Annotated in this window: 17 protein-coding genes; 12 read left to right on the top strand and 5 right to left on the bottom strand. The window is 32.7% G+C overall.

Going from position 1 to position 15,839, the window contains the following annotated elements; translation table 11 throughout:
- Window positions 1-91: 91 nt before the first annotated feature.
- Entirely contained in the window at window positions 92-763 is a 672-nt protein-coding gene (gene ung, locus IRZ99_RS03995) for a uracil-DNA glycosylase (RefSeq protein WP_194656031.1), read from the top strand.
- Between the two features lie 2 nt (window positions 764-765).
- On the opposite strand, the gene IRZ99_RS04000 is transcribed toward ung, so the two are convergent.
- The 5 genes from IRZ99_RS04000 to IRZ99_RS04020 all read right to left on the bottom strand — a co-directional run bounded on the left by IRZ99_RS04000 (window position 766) and on the right by IRZ99_RS04020 (window position 5,075).
- Complete coding sequence (locus tag IRZ99_RS04000; protein WP_194656032.1) at window positions 766-1,140, bottom strand: DUF4258 domain-containing protein; 375 nt, start codon at window positions 1,138-1,140, stop codon at window positions 766-768.
- A gap of 36 nt (window positions 1,141-1,176) precedes the next feature.
- A complete protein-coding gene (locus IRZ99_RS04005) occupies window positions 1,177-2,376 on the bottom strand; it encodes an alanine dehydrogenase (RefSeq protein ID WP_072970800.1) in 1,200 nt (399 codons plus the stop codon).
- An 84-nt stretch (window positions 2,377-2,460) separates the two neighbouring features.
- Window positions 2,461-2,934 carry a GNAT family N-acetyltransferase gene (locus IRZ99_RS04010; protein WP_194656033.1) on the bottom strand — a complete coding sequence of 158 codons (474 nt, stop codon included), beginning with the start codon at window positions 2,932-2,934 and terminating at the stop codon, window positions 2,461-2,463.
- Window positions 2,935-3,047: 113 nt separating this feature from the next.
- The gene (tsaE, locus tag IRZ99_RS04015) at window positions 3,048-3,455 is read right to left on the bottom strand and encodes a tRNA (adenosine(37)-N6)-threonylcarbamoyltransferase complex ATPase subunit type 1 TsaE (RefSeq protein ID WP_194656034.1); all 408 of its coding nucleotides are present in this window, start codon (window positions 3,453-3,455) and stop codon (window positions 3,048-3,050) included.
- A 66-nt stretch (window positions 3,456-3,521) separates the two neighbouring features.
- Complete coding sequence (locus tag IRZ99_RS04020; protein ID WP_072970797.1) at window positions 3,522-5,075, bottom strand: bifunctional response regulator/alkaline phosphatase family protein; 1,554 nt, start codon at window positions 5,073-5,075, stop codon at window positions 3,522-3,524.
- A 223-nt stretch (window positions 5,076-5,298) separates the two neighbouring features.
- Here IRZ99_RS04020 and IRZ99_RS04025 point away from each other — a divergent pair, with 223 nt between their 5' ends.
- From IRZ99_RS04025 to IRZ99_RS04075, 11 genes are all read left to right on the top strand, one after another.
- Window positions 5,299-6,528 (top strand): HD domain-containing protein, encoded by a 1,230-nt coding sequence (locus IRZ99_RS04025; RefSeq protein ID WP_194656035.1) that lies wholly within the window; start codon window positions 5,299-5,301, stop codon window positions 6,526-6,528.
- Between the two features lie 39 nt (window positions 6,529-6,567).
- Entirely contained in the window at window positions 6,568-7,611 is a 1,044-nt protein-coding gene (gene lpxD / locus IRZ99_RS04030) for a UDP-3-O-(3-hydroxymyristoyl)glucosamine N-acyltransferase (RefSeq protein ID WP_194656036.1), read from the top strand.
- On the top strand, window positions 7,604-8,992 hold the full coding sequence (locus IRZ99_RS04035; RefSeq protein ID WP_194656037.1) for a bifunctional UDP-3-O-[3-hydroxymyristoyl] N-acetylglucosamine deacetylase/3-hydroxyacyl-ACP dehydratase: 1,389 nt from the start codon (window positions 7,604-7,606) through the stop codon (window positions 8,990-8,992). Before lpxD ends, IRZ99_RS04035 begins: the two co-directional genes overlap by 8 nt.
- 74 nt (window positions 8,993-9,066) lie before the next feature.
- Complete coding sequence (gene lpxA, locus IRZ99_RS04040) at window positions 9,067-9,852, top strand: acyl-ACP--UDP-N-acetylglucosamine O-acyltransferase (protein ID WP_029270176.1); 786 nt, start codon at window positions 9,067-9,069, stop codon at window positions 9,850-9,852.
- A gap of 140 nt (window positions 9,853-9,992) precedes the next feature.
- Window positions 9,993-10,559, top strand: coding sequence for an elongation factor P (efp, locus tag IRZ99_RS04045; protein WP_026985157.1), 567 nt, complete (start codon window positions 9,993-9,995; stop codon window positions 10,557-10,559).
- 136 nt (window positions 10,560-10,695) lie between these two features.
- Entirely contained in the window at window positions 10,696-11,625 is a 930-nt protein-coding gene (locus IRZ99_RS04050) for a UDP-3-O-(3-hydroxymyristoyl)glucosamine N-acyltransferase (protein ID WP_194656038.1), read from the top strand.
- A gap of 1 nt (window position 11,626) precedes the next feature.
- Window positions 11,627-11,989 carry a nuclear transport factor 2 family protein gene (locus tag IRZ99_RS04055; RefSeq protein WP_194656039.1) on the top strand — a complete coding sequence of 121 codons (363 nt, stop codon included), beginning with the start codon at window positions 11,627-11,629 and terminating at the stop codon, window positions 11,987-11,989.
- 84 nt (window positions 11,990-12,073) lie between these two features.
- Complete coding sequence (gene sucD, locus IRZ99_RS04060) at window positions 12,074-12,946, top strand: succinate--CoA ligase subunit alpha (protein ID WP_026985154.1); 873 nt, start codon at window positions 12,074-12,076, stop codon at window positions 12,944-12,946.
- A 153-nt stretch (window positions 12,947-13,099) separates the two neighbouring features.
- Window positions 13,100-13,528, top strand: coding sequence for a hypothetical protein (locus IRZ99_RS04065; protein ID WP_194656040.1), 429 nt, complete (start codon window positions 13,100-13,102; stop codon window positions 13,526-13,528).
- Between the two features lie 387 nt (window positions 13,529-13,915).
- Window positions 13,916-14,527 (top strand): RNA polymerase sigma factor, encoded by a 612-nt coding sequence (locus IRZ99_RS04070; RefSeq protein WP_194656041.1) that lies wholly within the window; start codon window positions 13,916-13,918, stop codon window positions 14,525-14,527.
- A gap of 89 nt (window positions 14,528-14,616) precedes the next feature.
- Window positions 14,617-15,729: a FecR family protein gene (locus tag IRZ99_RS04075; protein WP_194656042.1), complete on the top strand. Its 1,113-nt coding sequence runs from the start codon at window positions 14,617-14,619 to the stop codon at window positions 15,727-15,729.
- Window positions 15,730-15,839 lie beyond the last annotated feature (110 nt).

Genomic DNA, 15,839 nt, shown 5'->3' on the forward strand with positions numbered 1-15,839 from the left:
AGTTCAAAGTTACAAAGTTTTAAAACGAAATAGTACTATTAATTAGTACTTTGAAAAAAACTTTGCGAAATTTGTAATAAATTATTTTAATATGAAAATTAATCTATCTCAGGAATGGCAAGATGTTTTAGCAGATGAAATGGCACAACCGTATTTCACAGAATTGCTTACATCTTTAGAAGAAGATTGTAAACATCATATTTGCTATCCGCCTGTAGATTTAATTTTTTCTGCTTTTAATCATTGTTCTTTCAAAGATGTAAAAGTGGTTATTATTGGCCAGGATCCTTACCATGGAGCGGGAGAGGCCAATGGATTGAGCTTTTCAGTTAATGATAATGTAAAAATCCCACCTTCTTTGCGTAACATTTTCAGGGAAATAAATTCAGATTTAGATTCTGTTTTTATGCCAACTTCCGGAAATTTGGAAAAATGGGCAGACCAGGGTGTTTTACTCTTGAATGCTTCTTTGACAGTTCGAAAAGATAGCCCTAATAGTCATAAACATTTAAAATGGAATCTTTTTACAGATGCTGTTATTCAGGCTATTTCCGATAAAAAAGAAAATGTTGTTTTCCTATTATGGGGAAGTTTTGCTCAGAAAAAAGGATTAAAAATTGACCGTTCAAAACATTATGTTCTAGAGTCAGGCCACCCGTCTCCAATGAGTGCCAATCAGGGAAAATGGTTTGGTAACAAACATTTTAGTAAAACGAATGCTTTTTTGATATCAAAAGGGCTCAAAGAAATTGAGTGGTTTTAAAGCTATTTTTTAATAATTTCTTCTAAAACAGCCTTCTTTTCGTAGTTAACTACTTTCAGAATGATTTCTTGATTTTTTACTGTTTTACCTTCAATGATATATAATTTTCCTTTTTTGAAATCAACATTGCTTTGATCAAAATCAACATCTCCATAAGTCAATGTATTTTTGATATCTGCAGTATCTATCCATTTTTCGTTCAAAGTCTGAATTGCTTTATCGGAATATTGAAAAGGTTTTGTGCGTAAATTGTTTAAAACTCGGGCATTCGGGAAATAGTTGCAACGTGTATCTTTTCCACTAAAAACAAGGGCTACAAAAAAGCATCCCATAATCAGACCAATCAAATAATAAGCAAAACGATGTACGAACTTCATGAAATAAAATTTTTGCAAAGGTACGCTAAAGTTCCTTTAAAATACAAGTAAATTAATATCGTTGTCTGGCAAATCAAACCAATCGCCAATTGCTTTATTTGTTAGGATTCCGTGGTATAAATAAACTCCGTTTTTTAAACCTTTATTACATCTGATAGAACTTTCTAAACCTCCGTCGTCTGCTATCTGTAGTAAGTATGGAGTAAGAATGTTACTAATTGATAATGAGGCGGTTTTGGAGTATCTTGATGGAATATTTGGTACGCAATAATGCAAAACATTACTTTTTATGAAAGTTGGTTTTTCATGAGTAGTCACTTCTGAAGTTTCAAAACAGCCTCCGGTATCAATACTAACATCGACAATTACGGCTCCTTTTTTCATATGCTCCACCATAGTTTCCGTAACTACAATCGGACAGCGCTCTTTACCACGCATAGCGCCAATCGCTACATCACAACGTCTTAATGCTTTCAATAAAGCTTTTTGTTGTACTGTAGAAGTAAAGATTCTTTGGTTTAAATTATTCTGCAAACGGCGTAATTTCGTGATCGAATTATCAAAAACCTTCACGTTTGCTCCAAGCCCAATGGCAGTTTTAGCAGCAAATTCGCCTACCGTTCCAGCACCTAAAATGACGACTTCAGTAGGAGGGACACCGGTAATATTCCCGAATAAAAGTCCTTTTCCAAATTCATCCGTAATCATTAATTCCGCTGCGATTAGGATCGAAGCAGTTCCTGCAATTTCGCTTAAAGATTTTACAGCTGGATAAGAACCATCTTCATCTTTAATATATTCAAAGGCTAATGCAGTTATTTTTTTTTGAGCTAAAGCTTCAAAGTATTCTTTCTTTTTTGTCTTTAATTGAATAGCTGAAATAATAATCGTTTCCGGGTTAATCATTTTAATTTCAGCCAAGGTTGGTGGCTCAACTTTAAGTAACATCGGACAGCCAAAAACCTTTTTGGTATCTTTTGTAACTTCTGCTCCCGCATCACTATATTCCTTGTCAGAATAACTGGAACTTTCCCCTGCACCAGATTCAATCATTACGCGATGACCTTCATAGGTAAGCGAATTTACAGCGTCCGGCGTCAGGCAAATACGACGTTCCTGATAACTGGTTTCTTTAGGTATTCCTATGAAAAGCTCTCTTTTAAATCGGCCCACTTCAAGTTTTTCTTCTTGTGGTAACAATTGTTGTTTCGTAAATGGAGTTAAAGTAATTGACATGGGTTGTGCAAATAATTAAGAGTACAAATTACGTAAAAAGTTTTAAAATTACTGTAAATATTCTGCTAATACTAAAAGTCAATATTAAGAGATTGTTTTTTCCATTTTTATGTCAGCTCTTTCATAACTGACATCGCCTAATGGAACTTCAACAAAGCCAAATTTTTCATATAAATGTAGTGCGGGAAGTAAAATTCTGTTTGAATATAAAAGCAATTTTTTGATATTGTTTTGTTCGGCAACAGCGATACTATGAATCAATAATTTATTGCCAATTCCGAGACCTTGTGCTTTGTCTGAAACGGCCATTTTACTTAATTCGAAAGTGTCTTCATCAATTTTCATTAACGAAACTGTTCCAAGGATTTCATCATTATATTTTGCATAGAAAATCATTCCACCTTTATTAATAATTTCTTCTTGTGGATTTGAAAGTACCAATTCATCTTTCTTCTCAATTCTAAAATACTTTTGAAGCCACTCGAAGTTTAAGGTTTTGATGTGATCTTTTAAATCTGAAGAAAAAGGGATTATTTCGACTATATTTTGGGTATTCATAATTATATCAGTTGTTTCACAGAGATACACGAAGTTTTCGTAGAGTAACACAAAGAATTTGTAAAAAGAAGCTCTGCGAATCTCCCTGAAATCTTCGTGAATCTCTGTGGAATTTAAACCAGTTCTAAGTTTCTTTTTCCATCAGCCAATAACTTAATTGTAACTGTAGAATGTTCTTCCGGAATTAGACTTGCAATTTTTTCAGACCATTCAATGAAACACCAATTTCCAGAATACAAATAATCATCAACGCCCATATCAAGCGCTTCGGTTTCTTTGTTTAATCTGTAAAAATCAAAATGGTAAACAATTTGATTGTTAGAAGTATAATATTCGTTAACTAAAGAAAAGGTTGGGCTGCTTGTAGCGCCTTCAACCCCTAAACTTTTGCATAATTGTTTGATTAAAGTAGTCTTTCCAACTCCCATTTCACCATTAAAAAGAATGATTTTTTTTGGATTTGAAGTTATAATTTGCTCCGCTACTTCTTGAATTTGATCTAATGAAAAAACGATATTCATTTTTATTGCTTATTAATTATAGTCCCAGTCCCAGTTTACATTTTTCAACTGGGACTGAAAACTGTCTTATTTCGGATTAAAAACCAAAAACGGAATTATCATTTCTTCTAATGAAATTCCACCATGTTGATATGTATTTCTGTAATAACTCACATAATGATTGTAGTTGTTTACATAAGCCAAAAAGTAATCGTTTTTGGCAAAAATAAATGAACTACTCATATTTATAGCTGGTAAACCTATATCTTTAGGCTCTTTTACGACATACACATCCTTTTGCTCATATGTTAAACTACGACCGGTTTTATAACGCAAATTTAAGCTTGTATTTTTATCTCCAACAACTTTAGATGGGTTTTTTACATTAATTGTCCCGTGATCTGTGGTCAAAATTAATTTGAATCCTAAAAGTTGTGCTTGCTGAATAATTTCTAAAAGCGGAGAGTTTTTAAACCAGCTTAAAGTCAGGGAACGATAGGCTTTATCGTCAGAAGCTAGCTCTTTTACGACTTCCATTTCCGTTTTGGCGTGGGAAAGCATGTCTACAAAATTATAAACTACTGTTACTAAATCATTGCCTTTTAGTGCTTTGAAGTTTTCTGCCAATTTTTTACCGCCTGCGTAATTGGTAATTTTAAAATAATCTTCTTTAATGTTTAATCCTAAACGTTTTAATTGAGCAGAAAGAAACTCGGCTTCGTAAAGGTTTTTTCCACCATCTTCAACATCGTTTTTCCAATATTGCGGAAATTGTTTTTCCATTTCTATTGGCAATAACCCAGAGAAAATAGCATTTCTGGCGTATTGAGTAGCGGTTGGAAGAATCGAGAAATAGGGAACTTCTTTTTCTAATTTATAATAGTTAGAAACTACAGTTTCAAAAGATTTCCATTGATCGTAACGTAAATTATCAATAACAACAAACAAGATTGGCTTGTCTTTCTTTTTAAGTTCCGGAACAACTAATTCTTTAAATAAATTATGCGATTGAATAGGTTTATCTGCTTTTGGTGCAAACCAGTCTTCATAATTTCTTTCAATGTATTTTCCGAATTGCGAATTGGCTTCAACCTTTTGGGATTCAAGGATTTCAATCATTCCCTGATCGTTGATGTTTTCTAATTCTAATTCCCAAAAAATCAATTTTTTATACAATTCAACCCAATCTTCAAAAGAATTAACCATCGCTAATTCCATGGAGATTTTGCGGAATTCCTTCTGATAATCTAAAGTTGTTTTCTCAGAAATTAATCTCGAATGATCCAGATTTTTCTTCAAACTCAACAAAATTTGATTTGGATTTACGGGTTTGATTAAGTAGTCAGCGATTTTAGAACCAATGGCTTCTTCCATTATGTATTCTTCCTCACTTTTAGTAATCATAATCATCGGAATGGCTGATTTTTTTTCTTTCATTTCTGAAAGTGTTTCCAAACCGCTCATACCTGGCATATTTTCATCCAAAAAAACAATATCAAAATTATCTTCTTCAAACAAAGCAATGGCATCCAATCCGTTGTTGCAAGTAGTTACAGCATAGTTTTTTTTCTCCAGAAATAATATATGAGGCTTTAAAAGATCGATTTCATCGTCGACCCAAAGTATTTTTATCTTGTCCATAAACGTATTTTAATTTTTAATGCAATTTAGAAGTATAGAACTTAAAAAGTATTAAAAATAGTATAAAATTCAGAATAATGAATCCTCTTTTTAGATTAAAATCCTCTTTTACGTTATGTATTGCTTTGAAAATCAAGGTAAATTATTGTTGATTTTTAAGTAAAAAACCGAAAGCTGTTTATAGTTAATTACTTATATTTGTTGACCTAAAAAGAATCAGATTGTGACTCACATCAATAAGTTAAAAATATTCAATGACCCTATTTATGGGTTTATTTCTATACCGAACGAACTCATTTACGACTTAATTCAGCATCCGTATTTTCAGCGTTTACGCCGTATTTCACAAATGGGATTATCGTATTTGGTTTATCCGGGTGCTAATCATACGCGTTTTCACCATGCTTTAGGATGTATGCATTTGATGCAGAAAGCTGTTGAAACACTTCGTTTTAAAGGAGTTGCTATTTCAAACGACGAAGAATGTGCTTTATTGATTGCTATTTTATTGCATGATATTGGTCATGGTCCATTTTCTCATGCGATGGAAAAAAGTATTGTTGAAGATGTAAATCACGAGGCAATTTCGCTGTTATTCATGAATCAGTTAAATGAAGAGTTTGATGGAAGGTTGAGTTTGGCGATTCAGGTTTTTAAAGGTGAATACCACAGAAAGTTCATGTTGCAATTGATTTCTAGTCAATTAGATATGGATAGGATGGATTATTTAAAAAGGGATAGTTTCTATACCGGAGTTGCTGAAGGAAATGTGAATTCTGAGCGATTGATCCAAATGATGAATGTCGTGGACGGTGTTTTGGTTATTGAAGAAAAAGGAATTTATTCTGTTGAAAAATTCTTGCTTTCCAGACGATTAATGTATTGGCAGGCCTATTTGCATAAAACGAGCTTGGTGGCAGAGTTAATTTTGATGAAAGTATTGAAAAGAGCCAAAGAGCTAACCTTAAAAGGAAACTCTTTACCGTGCAGCGAACCACTTTTATTTTTTATGCAAAACAAAGTGTCGTTGGAAGATTTTGATGCTGACAAGCTGGATTTATTTTCTCAATTGGATGATTTTGATATTATAAGCGCTTTGAAAGCCTGGCAGAGACAGGATGATTTTATACTTTCGACCTTAAGTAAAATGATCATTAATAGAGATTTATTGAAGATTAAATTAAGTGCAGAGAAAATTCCGATGGAGGAATCGCAATCAATGAAAGAAGAGTTTGCAGAAGAACATCATATTTCGTCTGTAGATGCCGGATTTTTTATTTTTAGAGGAAAAATAAAAAATCAGGCTTACAGTAAAGAAGCTGAACCGATACGAATTTTGAAAAAAGATAAAACAATTGAGGATGTTGTAGAAGCATCTGATCAATTGAATTTGAAATCGTTATCTAAATTGGTAACAAAATATTACATCTGTTTTCCAAAACAACTTATCTAAAATTAACATTTAAAATCTATTTTTTATATTTTTGTCGCAATGAAATTTACAGCAGAACAAATAGCGGGAATTTTAGAAGGAGAAGTTGTTGGGAATCCTAACGCAGAAGTTTCTCGGTTATCTAAAATAGAAGAAGGCGAGGAAGGATCGCTTACTTTTTTGGCTAATCCCAAATATATCAACTACATATATACTACTAAGGCTTCAGTGACAATTGTTAATGACAGCTTTATACCAGAACAGGAAATTACCACAACCTTAATAAAAGTTGAAGATGCTTATGCGTCTTTTTCTAAACTTTTGCAGTTTTACAATCAGGTAAAATTGAATAAAAACGGAATAGAAGCACAGTCTTTTATGTCTGAAGGAACTAAACATGGAGAAAACTTATATTTAGGAAGCTTTAGTTATATAGGACAAAATGTGGTTTTAGGTAATAATGTAAAAATTTATCCAAACAGTTTTATTGGCGATAATGTTGTTATTGGCGACAATGTATATATTTTTGCCGGGGCTAAGATATATTCAGAAACCGTTATCGGAAATAATTGCACCATTCATTCGGGAACTATTATTGGTGCGGATGGTTTTGGTTTTGTGCCAGATGAACAAGGTGTTTATAGTAAAGTACCTCAAATTGGGAATGTAATTATAGAAGATAATGTAGATATTGGAGCCAATACTACAATTGACAGAGCAACTCTTGGTTCTACGATTATTAGAAAAGGAGTTAAATTAGACAATCAGATTCAGATTGCCCATAATGTAGAAATTGGTAAAAACACTGTAATAGCAGCTCAATCAGGCGTTGCAGGTTCTACAAAAATTGGCGAAAACTGCATGATTGGTGGGCAAGTTGGTATCGCAGGACATTTAATTATAGGTAATAACGTAAGGCTTCAAGCTCAGTCAGGAGTAGCAAGAAACATCAAAGATGATGAAGTTTTGCAAGGATCTCCATCGCTTGGATACGGTGATTTTAATAAATCATACGTTCATTTTAAAAATTTACCAAAAATTGTGTCCGAACTGGATGAATTAAAAAAACAAATAATAAACCCAAAAAATGGAAATAATGGTTAAACAGAAGACCATCAAAAATGAAATTTCACTAACAGGAGTTGGATTACACACTGGAAAAGAAGTTACAATGACTTTTAAACCAGCTCCAATTAATAATGGTTTCACTTTTGTAAGAGTAGATTTGCAAGGTCAGCCAGTGATTGAAGCTGATGCTAATTATGTTGTTAATACACAAAGAGGTACCAATTTAGAGAAATTAGGTGTAAAAATTCAGACTCCAGAGCATGTGCTAGCGGCATTGGTTGGTTGTGATTTGGATAATGTTATCATAGAATTAAATGCTTCAGAACTTCCAATTATGGACGGTTCTTCGAAATATTTTGTTGAAGCAATAGAAAAAGCCGGAATTGAAGAACAAGACGCTAAACGTAACGTTTATGTTGTAAAAGAAGTAATTTCTTTTACAGATGAAGCTACTGGAAGTGAAATTCTGGTAATGCCAAGCGATGATTATCAGGTTACTGCTATGGTTGATTTTGGTACTAAAGTTTTAGGTACACAAAATGCAACGATGAAAAGCATAGCCGATTTTAAAGATGAAATCGCTAATTCAAGAACTTTTAGTTTTTTACATGAATTAGAGTCTTTATTAGAGCATGGTTTAATTAAAGGTGGAGATTTAAATAATGCTATTGTTTACGTAGATAAAGAGATCTCTGATGCTACAATGGAAAATTTAAAGAAAGCCTTTGGTAAAGATAAAATTTCTGTAAAACCGAATGGTGTTTTAGATAATCTTACTTTACATTATCCAAACGAAGCTGCACGTCATAAATTATTAGACGTTGTTGGGGATTTGGCTTTAATTGGAGTAAGGATTCAAGGAAAAATTATCGCAAACAAACCAGGTCACTACGTAAATACTCAGTTTGCCAAAAAAATTGGAAAAATCATCAAAATTGAGCAGAGAAATCATGTGCCTGTTTATGATTTGAACAAAGAACCTTTAATGGATATTCACAAAATCATGGCTATGTTACCACATAGACCACCGTTTTTGTTAATTGACAGAATTATAGAAATGTCTGACAGACATGTTGTAGGTTTGAAAAATGTAACGATGAATGAAAATTTCTTCGTTGGACACTTTCCTGAAGCTCCGGTAATGCCAGGGGTTTTAATTGTTGAAGCTATGGCACAAACAGGTGGAATTTTGGTTTTAAGCACAGTTCCGGATCCTGAAAATTATTTGACTTATTTTATGAAAATAGATAATGTTAAGTTCAAACATAAAGTATTGCCAGGTGATACATTAATTTTCAAATGCGAATTGATTTCTCCGATCAGAAGAGGAATCTGTCATATGCAGGCAAATGCATACGCAAATGGTAAATTAGTTACCGAGGCAGAATTAATGGCTCAAATTGTAAAAAAACAATAATAATTTAATGAAAATTATTGTTTACGTTTGTTGCCCAAATTAGACTATTTTAATTTAAAATATAAAACATACAGATGAATCAACCATTAGCATATGTTCATCCTGGCGCTAAAATCGCTAAAAACGTTGTAATCGAGCCTTTTACAACAATTCACAATAATGTTGTTATTGGTGATGGTACCTGGATTGGTTCAAATGTGACCATTATGGAAGGTGCTCGAATTGGTAAAAATTGCAATATTTTTCCAGGGGCAGTAATTTCTGCAGTGCCACAAGATTTAAAATTTGGCGGAGAAGATTCTCTTGCTATTATTGGAGATAATTGCACCATTAGAGAATGTGTTACTATAAATAGAGGTACAGTTGCATCTGGGCAAACTATTCTTGGAAACAACTGTCTTGTAATGGCATATGCTCACATCGCGCATGATTGCGAAATTGGAAACAATGCAATTATTGTAAATGGAGTTGCTTTGGCAGGTCACGTAGTTGTTGGAAATCATGCTGTAATTGGAGGTTTGGCGGCGATTCACCAATTTATTCATATTGGAGATCATGCTATGATTTCTGGTGGATCTTTGGTAAGAAAAGATGTTCCGCCTTATACAAAAGCTGCAAAAGAGCCGTTATCTTATGTTGGAATCAATTCAGTTGGTTTAAGAAGAAGAGGTTTTAGTACAGAAAAAATTAGAGAAATTCAGGAAATTTACCGAATTTTATATCAAAAGAATTACAATACAACTCAGGCTTTAAGTATTATTGAAGCAGAGATGGAAGCTACTCCTGAGAGAGATGAGATTTTAGATTTTATCAGAAATTCATCAAGAGGAATCATGAAGGGTTATTCAGGAAATTATTAATTTTAGAGTTTAGATTTCTGATTTTAGATTTCTAACTCCATAATTAAAACTCAAATAAAATATAAAAAATAATAAAATGTAGATTGTTAATTCCTTGGGAATCTAAATTCTACATTCTAAATTCTAAAATTAAAAAAAAAATGGCATCTACATCAGATATTAGAAATGGATTGTGTATTAAATTCAATCACGATATTTATAAAATCGTTGAATTTCTTCACGTAAAACCTGGAAAAGGTCCTGCATTCGTAAGAACAAAATTGAGAAGTTTGACTACAGGAAGAGTATTAGATAATACATTTTCTGCTGGACATAAAATTGACGATGTGCGTGTAGAAACGCATAATTACCAGTTTCTATATGCTGAAGGAGATGAATTTCATTTTATGAATACAGAATCTTTTGAGCAAATTTCTTTAAATAAAAATATTTTAGATGCTCCGGGATTGTTAAAAGAAGGTACAAGTGTAATGGTTCAGGTAAACACTGAAACTGATTTGCCTTTATCTGTAGATATGCCATCTTCTGTAATTCTTGAAGTTACTTATGCAGAGCCGGGAGTAAAAGGAAATACAGCGACTAATGCTACAAAATCTGCTACGGTAGAAACTGGAGCATCAGTAAACGTTCCGTTATTTATCAACGAAGGTGATAAAATTAAAATTGATACTGCTTCAGGTTCTTACATGGAGCGCGTAAAAGAGTAATTTTTAATTGGATAATTTGTCAATGAGTCAATTAGGAAATTGATGCATAAGCAGAAATTGAAAAATTTTTATTTTCTAATTGACACATTTTCTAATTGACACATTCTCTAATTGACAAATTTTCTAATTAAAATATATGAAATTTCCAAAGAGTCATTCTTTACAAGAAATTGCAAATTTGCTTAATTGCGAATTTATTGGTGACCAAAATTTTCCAGTTTTAGGCATGAACGAAATACATGTCGTTGAACCAGGAGATATTGTTTTTGTTGACCATCCTAAATATTATGACAAGGCTTTGCAATCGGCTGCGACTATTGTTTTAATTAACAAAAAAGTAGATTGCCCGGAAGGTAAAGCTCTTTTAATTTCTGATGATCCTTTCAGAGATTTTAATACCCTAACCAAACACTTCAAACCTTTTCAATTTGCAAATGTATCTATTTCTACATCTGCAGAAATTGGTGAAGGAACTGTAATTCAGCCAAATACTTTTATTGGTAACCATGTCAAAATTGGTAAAAACTGTTTGATACATTCCAATGTTTCTATTTACGATCATACCGTAATTGGAGATAATGTAATTATTCATGCGGGAACAATTTTGGGTGCGGATGCTTTTTACTACAAAAAACGTGCAGACGGATTTGATCAGTTAATTTCTGGAGGACGTGTTGTTATTGAAGATAATGTTGGTATTGGTGCACTTTGTACGATTGACAAAGGTGTTACAGGGGATACAACAATTGGTGAAGGAACAAAAATTGATAATCAGGTTCATGTTGGACATGATACTGTTATTGGAAAAAAATGCTTAATAGCGTCACAGACCGGTATTGCAGGTTGTGTTATTATTGAAGATGAAGTTACGCTTTGGGGACAGGTTGGAACAACTAGTGGTATCACAATAGGAGCGAAGGCTGTTATTATGGGACAAACTGGGGTTACTAAGTCAGTTGAAGGTGGAAAATCTTATTTTGGCACTCCAATCGAAGAATCAAGAGAAAAGTTAAAACAATTAGCCAATATCAAAAAGATTCCTGAAATTCTAAATAAATTGAAGTAATATGTCTATAAAAGAATTTGTTCAAAAATTTTATAAGTCGGATGCCTTAATTGATAGTGAAATCCTTAAAACGTACTTACATCCGGATATTATTGTGGAATGGAATAGCAGTAAAGGATTAATTCAGATGAATTACGATTCTATGGTGGGTATGGCCAATGAACTTAGTCGTGCTTATGTGCGTTCTAAAGTCAGAATTAGTCATATTATTGCCGAAGATGATCTGGTATCAATACGGTATTCTCATTTTGTGAAAACGATTGAAAACCCTAGAGAAGAGATGTTATTAGCCCATTTTTCTACAATATGGCAAATTAAGGATGATAAATTGTACCGTGGTTATCAAATGAGTCAATTTTCTTAATTTTTTTGAAGACAAAAAGATTAAAATACATTACAAAACCTTACTTTTGCATCACAATTTTAAAAACTACATAAAATATATATCATGAGTGTTTTAGTTAATAAAGATTCCAAAATAATTGTTCAAGGATTTACAGGAAGCGAAGGAACTTTCCACGCTTCTCAAATGATTGAGTACGGTACTAATGTTGTTGGTGGTGTAACTCCAGGTAAAGGAGGAACTAGCCATTTAGATCGTCCGGTTTTTAACACAGTAAAAGATGCTGTTGATCAAGCTGGAGCTGATACATCTATCATTTTTGTACCACCAGCTTTTGCTGCTGATGCAATTATGGAAGCTGCTGATGCTGGAATTAAAGTAATTATTGCTATTACAGAAGGAATTCCTGTAGCAGATATGATTAAAGCAAATAATTATGTTAAAGAAAGAAATTCTAGATTAATCGGGCCAAACTGTCCAGGTATTATTACTCCGGGAGAAGCTAAAGTTGGTATTATGCCAGGTTTTGTTTTCAAAAAAGGAACAGTTGGTATCGTTTCTAAATCAGGAACTTTAACTTACGAAGCTGCTGATCAGGTTGTAAAACAAGGATTAGGAATCACTACAGCTATCGGAATTGGTGGAGATCCAATTATTGGAACTACTACTAAAGAAGCTGTTGAATTGTTAATGAATGATCCAGAAACTGAAATTATCATCATGATTGGTGAAATTGGAGGTCAATTAGAAGCTGATGCTGCTAAATGGGTTAGAGCTGATGGTAACCGTAAACCAGTTGTTGGTTTTATCGCTGGAGAAACCGCTCCTGCTGGTAGAACAATGGGGCACGCAGGTGCTATTGTAGGTGGATCTGATGATACAGCTGCAGCTAAAAAACAAATTATGAGAGACAACGGAATTCATGTTGTTGATTCACCAGCTGAAATTGGTAAAAAAGTAAAAGAAGTACTTGGATAATCTCCAATATTCAAAATAAAAAATTCCAAAAAAAAGTCTCAATATTGTGTTGAGACTTTTTTACATTTTTAAAATAATTGGAAGTATAATTAAAAACTTGGCAACTTAAACCCGATAACCATCAGGACATCTAAGAAGCTTAAAATAAGAAAAATGAGTAAAGATTTAAAAAAGTTTAAAGTAAGCAACAGTTTTACTTTTACAATCGAAGATAGTTTAGAACAAGTTTGTAACGCTCCGGAAGGAAGTGCAGGAATTTTTGTTGTTTATGCTGTTGAAGGTGATGCAAAAGAATTGATAATGGTTGCTTCTACAGGAACTGTTCAGAATGATGGAACTTTAAAAAGTAAAAATGGTGGTTTATATGATAAAATCGTAAACGGTCATCAATTTGCTAAAACAGGAAGAAAATATTCTTGGCCAGCACAAATGAAATTAGAGAGCATTGATGCTTTAGAGGTTGTTTGGTATGAGACATTTAACGGAGATGTAAAAGCTATCCCGACTGCTGTTGAAGGGCAGGTTTTACAGAATTTCTTAGATGAGAATGCAAAATTACCAAGATGGAATGTAGCTTTCTAAAGAACTAATTCTAAAATAGAATTTTAGTGAGAGCCTTGTTGAATTAGCAAGGCTTTTTTTATTGTTTTTAAGTCTAAAAAAATCTTTAAGCTGCTTACTAACTGCACTATTTTTTTTAGTATTACGCTTGAAGTTTTGCGCAATAAAATCTTACTTTTTTATTTTTAACTAAAATAAAAATATTTTTTTTTAATAGTTTCTCTTGTCAGCTAAATCAGTTAATACAGCGTTTTTTAACATTAAGAAAGTGTTTCTTTTATGTAAAAAAATTGGGATTTAAATATTTGCTTTTCTATATTTATCGCACAAAATGAAAGAATAATGTTAAAAAAATACATTCCTAACATTATGTAAAAATCCTTTTTTTGAAGCTACCCAAATTAAACCATGAAGACCGCAATTTTACCATTCAATAGTTTTGACGATAATACACTTTGGAACAATCTAAAAGAAGGTGATGAAAAATCATTTTCTATGTTATTTGAAAGATATTACGCAGATTTGGTTCGTTATGGTAATTCGCTTTCTTCCTATGAAGAGAAAGTCCAGGATTGTGTTCAGGATGTGTTTACAGATATTTGGGTTTACCGTTCTTCATTGCAAGGTTCTGTTGTGGTAAAAGCCTATTTGTTATCTAGTGTAAGAAAGAGGATTGCCCGATTGTTTGAGAGAGATCATATTTTCCGTAAGACTACAAGTACAGATTCTATTGCCTTTTTATTAGAGTTTTCTGTTGAACATGAACTTATTGATGATGATTATGCGACAAAAGAAAAAGTAGTTCATTTAAATAAATTATTGAATGAATTGCCTTCTCGTCAAAAAGAAGCACTATACCTTCGTTATCATCAAGGATTAACTGTTGAACAAATTGCTGAAATGCTAGATGTTAATTATCAGTCAGCAAGTAATTTGTTACACCGCGGCTTACTTAACCTTCGCAAAGAATGGAAAGGGGCTTTTTCGTTATTTCTGTTACTATCTTCAAGCAGTTTTTAATTTTATTTCAAAAAAATCAAAAATAATCAAAATTTGGTGAGTATAGAAGAAGAGTTCTGTCCTCTATGTTTTTGTAACCTCATTTTTAGATGCAAAAACGTAATACATATACCGAAATAGAAGACTTTTTGTCTGATGAATCATTCCAGTCGTGGATTTTATTAAAAATTGACGTCGATGGTTGGGAAGAATGGACCTTAGAAAATCGCCAGCGCGCAAAGTTAGTTGAAGATGCCAGACATTTTTTATTGGCAATGAAAGTACCGGAAGCGAATTTATCTTCCTCTGATATTCATAAGGCGTTACAAGCGACCTGGCTTAAAATTGAAGAAAAAGAAAATCAAATCAATTTTATTGAAAACTCAAGAGATAATTTCTTTAGGAAATATTTTCTTAGCGGAATTGCTGCAAGTATATTCTTTTGTTTAATGTCGGTTTGGTTTTATAAAAATCATATCAGCAGAGACAATGTTGTTACTTATAAAGAATTGATTGATGAAAATAGTGAAGGCTTAGTCGAACAAACTAATAATTCAAGTAAACCTCAGATTATCACATTGTCTGATGGCAGTTCAGTCTTACTGCAACCTAATAGTAAATTAAGTTACCCTAAAATCTTTACCGGAAACGAAAGAAAGGTTTATTTATCCGGCGAAGGTTTCTTTGAAATTAGTAAAAATCCAAAAAAGCCTTTTTATGTTTATGCAAACGAGATCGTTACAAAGGTAGTTGGAACTAGTTTTCGAGTAAAAGCTTATTCTGATCAGCCAGATGTTGAAGTTCTTGTTCGCACCGGTAAAGTGAAGGTTAGATCAAATGATCTGGTGGCTAAATCAGATCAACAGGAAGTCGTTTTGCTTCCTAATCAGGCACTTCGTTTTTTACGTAGTGATTTAAAATTCAATAAAATAACAAATATTACTGAAGATGAAGCATTAGTGCGTAATGTTGGTAATATTGAGCAATTAAGTTTTGAATTTACTGATATCCCCGTATCTCAAATTTTTGAGACAATCGAGCAGGCCTATTTAGTTGATATCGATTATCCGAAGCATAGGCTAAAGGATTGTCATCTTACGACCTCGCTAAGTGATCAGCCGTTAACGGAGAAATTAAAAATTATTTGTAAAAGTATTGGTACAAATACCAATTTCGAAATGAACGGAAACCAAATAACGATAACATCTGAAGGTTGTAATTAATGTCATCTTTATAGCTGTAACTATTTAAAGAGACTTTTAAAGCCTGTATAAAAAGTAAAAATCAACCAAAAACCAAACTAACATTTAATGCCTATGTAAAAACAGTATGC

This window comes from Flavobacterium sp. LC2016-12 (assembly GCF_015351595.1).
Classification (GTDB): Bacteria; Bacteroidota; Bacteroidia; order Flavobacteriales; family Flavobacteriaceae; genus Flavobacterium.

What these genes read in the sequence shown, in the direction of transcription:
- IRZ99_RS04065 (WP_194656040.1), top strand. Translation starts at nt 13,100, where the DNA reads ATGAGTAAAGATTTAAAAAAGTTTAAAGTAAGCAACAGTTTTACTTTT.
- IRZ99_RS04005 (WP_072970800.1), bottom strand. Translation starts at nt 2,376, where the DNA reads ATGTCAATTACTTTAACTCCATTTACGAAACAACAATTGTTACCACAA.
- IRZ99_RS04035 (WP_194656037.1), top strand. Translation starts at nt 7,604, where the DNA reads ATGGTTAAACAGAAGACCATCAAAAATGAAATTTCACTAACAGGAGTT.
- sucD (WP_026985154.1), top strand. Translation starts at nt 12,074, where the DNA reads ATGAGTGTTTTAGTTAATAAAGATTCCAAAATAATTGTTCAAGGATTT.
- efp (WP_026985157.1), top strand. Translation starts at nt 9,993, where the DNA reads ATGGCATCTACATCAGATATTAGAAATGGATTGTGTATTAAATTCAAT.
- ung (WP_194656031.1), top strand. Translation starts at nt 92, where the DNA reads ATGAAAATTAATCTATCTCAGGAATGGCAAGATGTTTTAGCAGATGAA.
- IRZ99_RS04000 (WP_194656032.1), bottom strand. Translation starts at nt 1,140, where the DNA reads ATGAAGTTCGTACATCGTTTTGCTTATTATTTGATTGGTCTGATTATG.
- IRZ99_RS04020 (WP_072970797.1), bottom strand. Translation starts at nt 5,075, where the DNA reads ATGGACAAGATAAAAATACTTTGGGTCGACGATGAAATCGATCTTTTA.
- lpxA (WP_029270176.1), top strand. Translation starts at nt 9,067, where the DNA reads ATGAATCAACCATTAGCATATGTTCATCCTGGCGCTAAAATCGCTAAA.
- IRZ99_RS04050 (WP_194656038.1), top strand. Translation starts at nt 10,696, where the DNA reads ATGAAATTTCCAAAGAGTCATTCTTTACAAGAAATTGCAAATTTGCTT.
- IRZ99_RS04010 (WP_194656033.1), bottom strand. Translation starts at nt 2,934, where the DNA reads ATGAATACCCAAAATATAGTCGAAATAATCCCTTTTTCTTCAGATTTA.
- tsaE (WP_194656034.1), bottom strand. Translation starts at nt 3,455, where the DNA reads ATGAATATCGTTTTTTCATTAGATCAAATTCAAGAAGTAGCGGAGCAA.
- IRZ99_RS04075 (WP_194656042.1), top strand. Translation starts at nt 14,617, where the DNA reads ATGCAAAAACGTAATACATATACCGAAATAGAAGACTTTTTGTCTGAT.
- IRZ99_RS04055 (WP_194656039.1), top strand. Translation starts at nt 11,627, where the DNA reads ATGTCTATAAAAGAATTTGTTCAAAAATTTTATAAGTCGGATGCCTTA.
- lpxD (WP_194656036.1), top strand. Translation starts at nt 6,568, where the DNA reads ATGAAATTTACAGCAGAACAAATAGCGGGAATTTTAGAAGGAGAAGTT.
- IRZ99_RS04070 (WP_194656041.1), top strand. Translation starts at nt 13,916, where the DNA reads ATGAAGACCGCAATTTTACCATTCAATAGTTTTGACGATAATACACTT.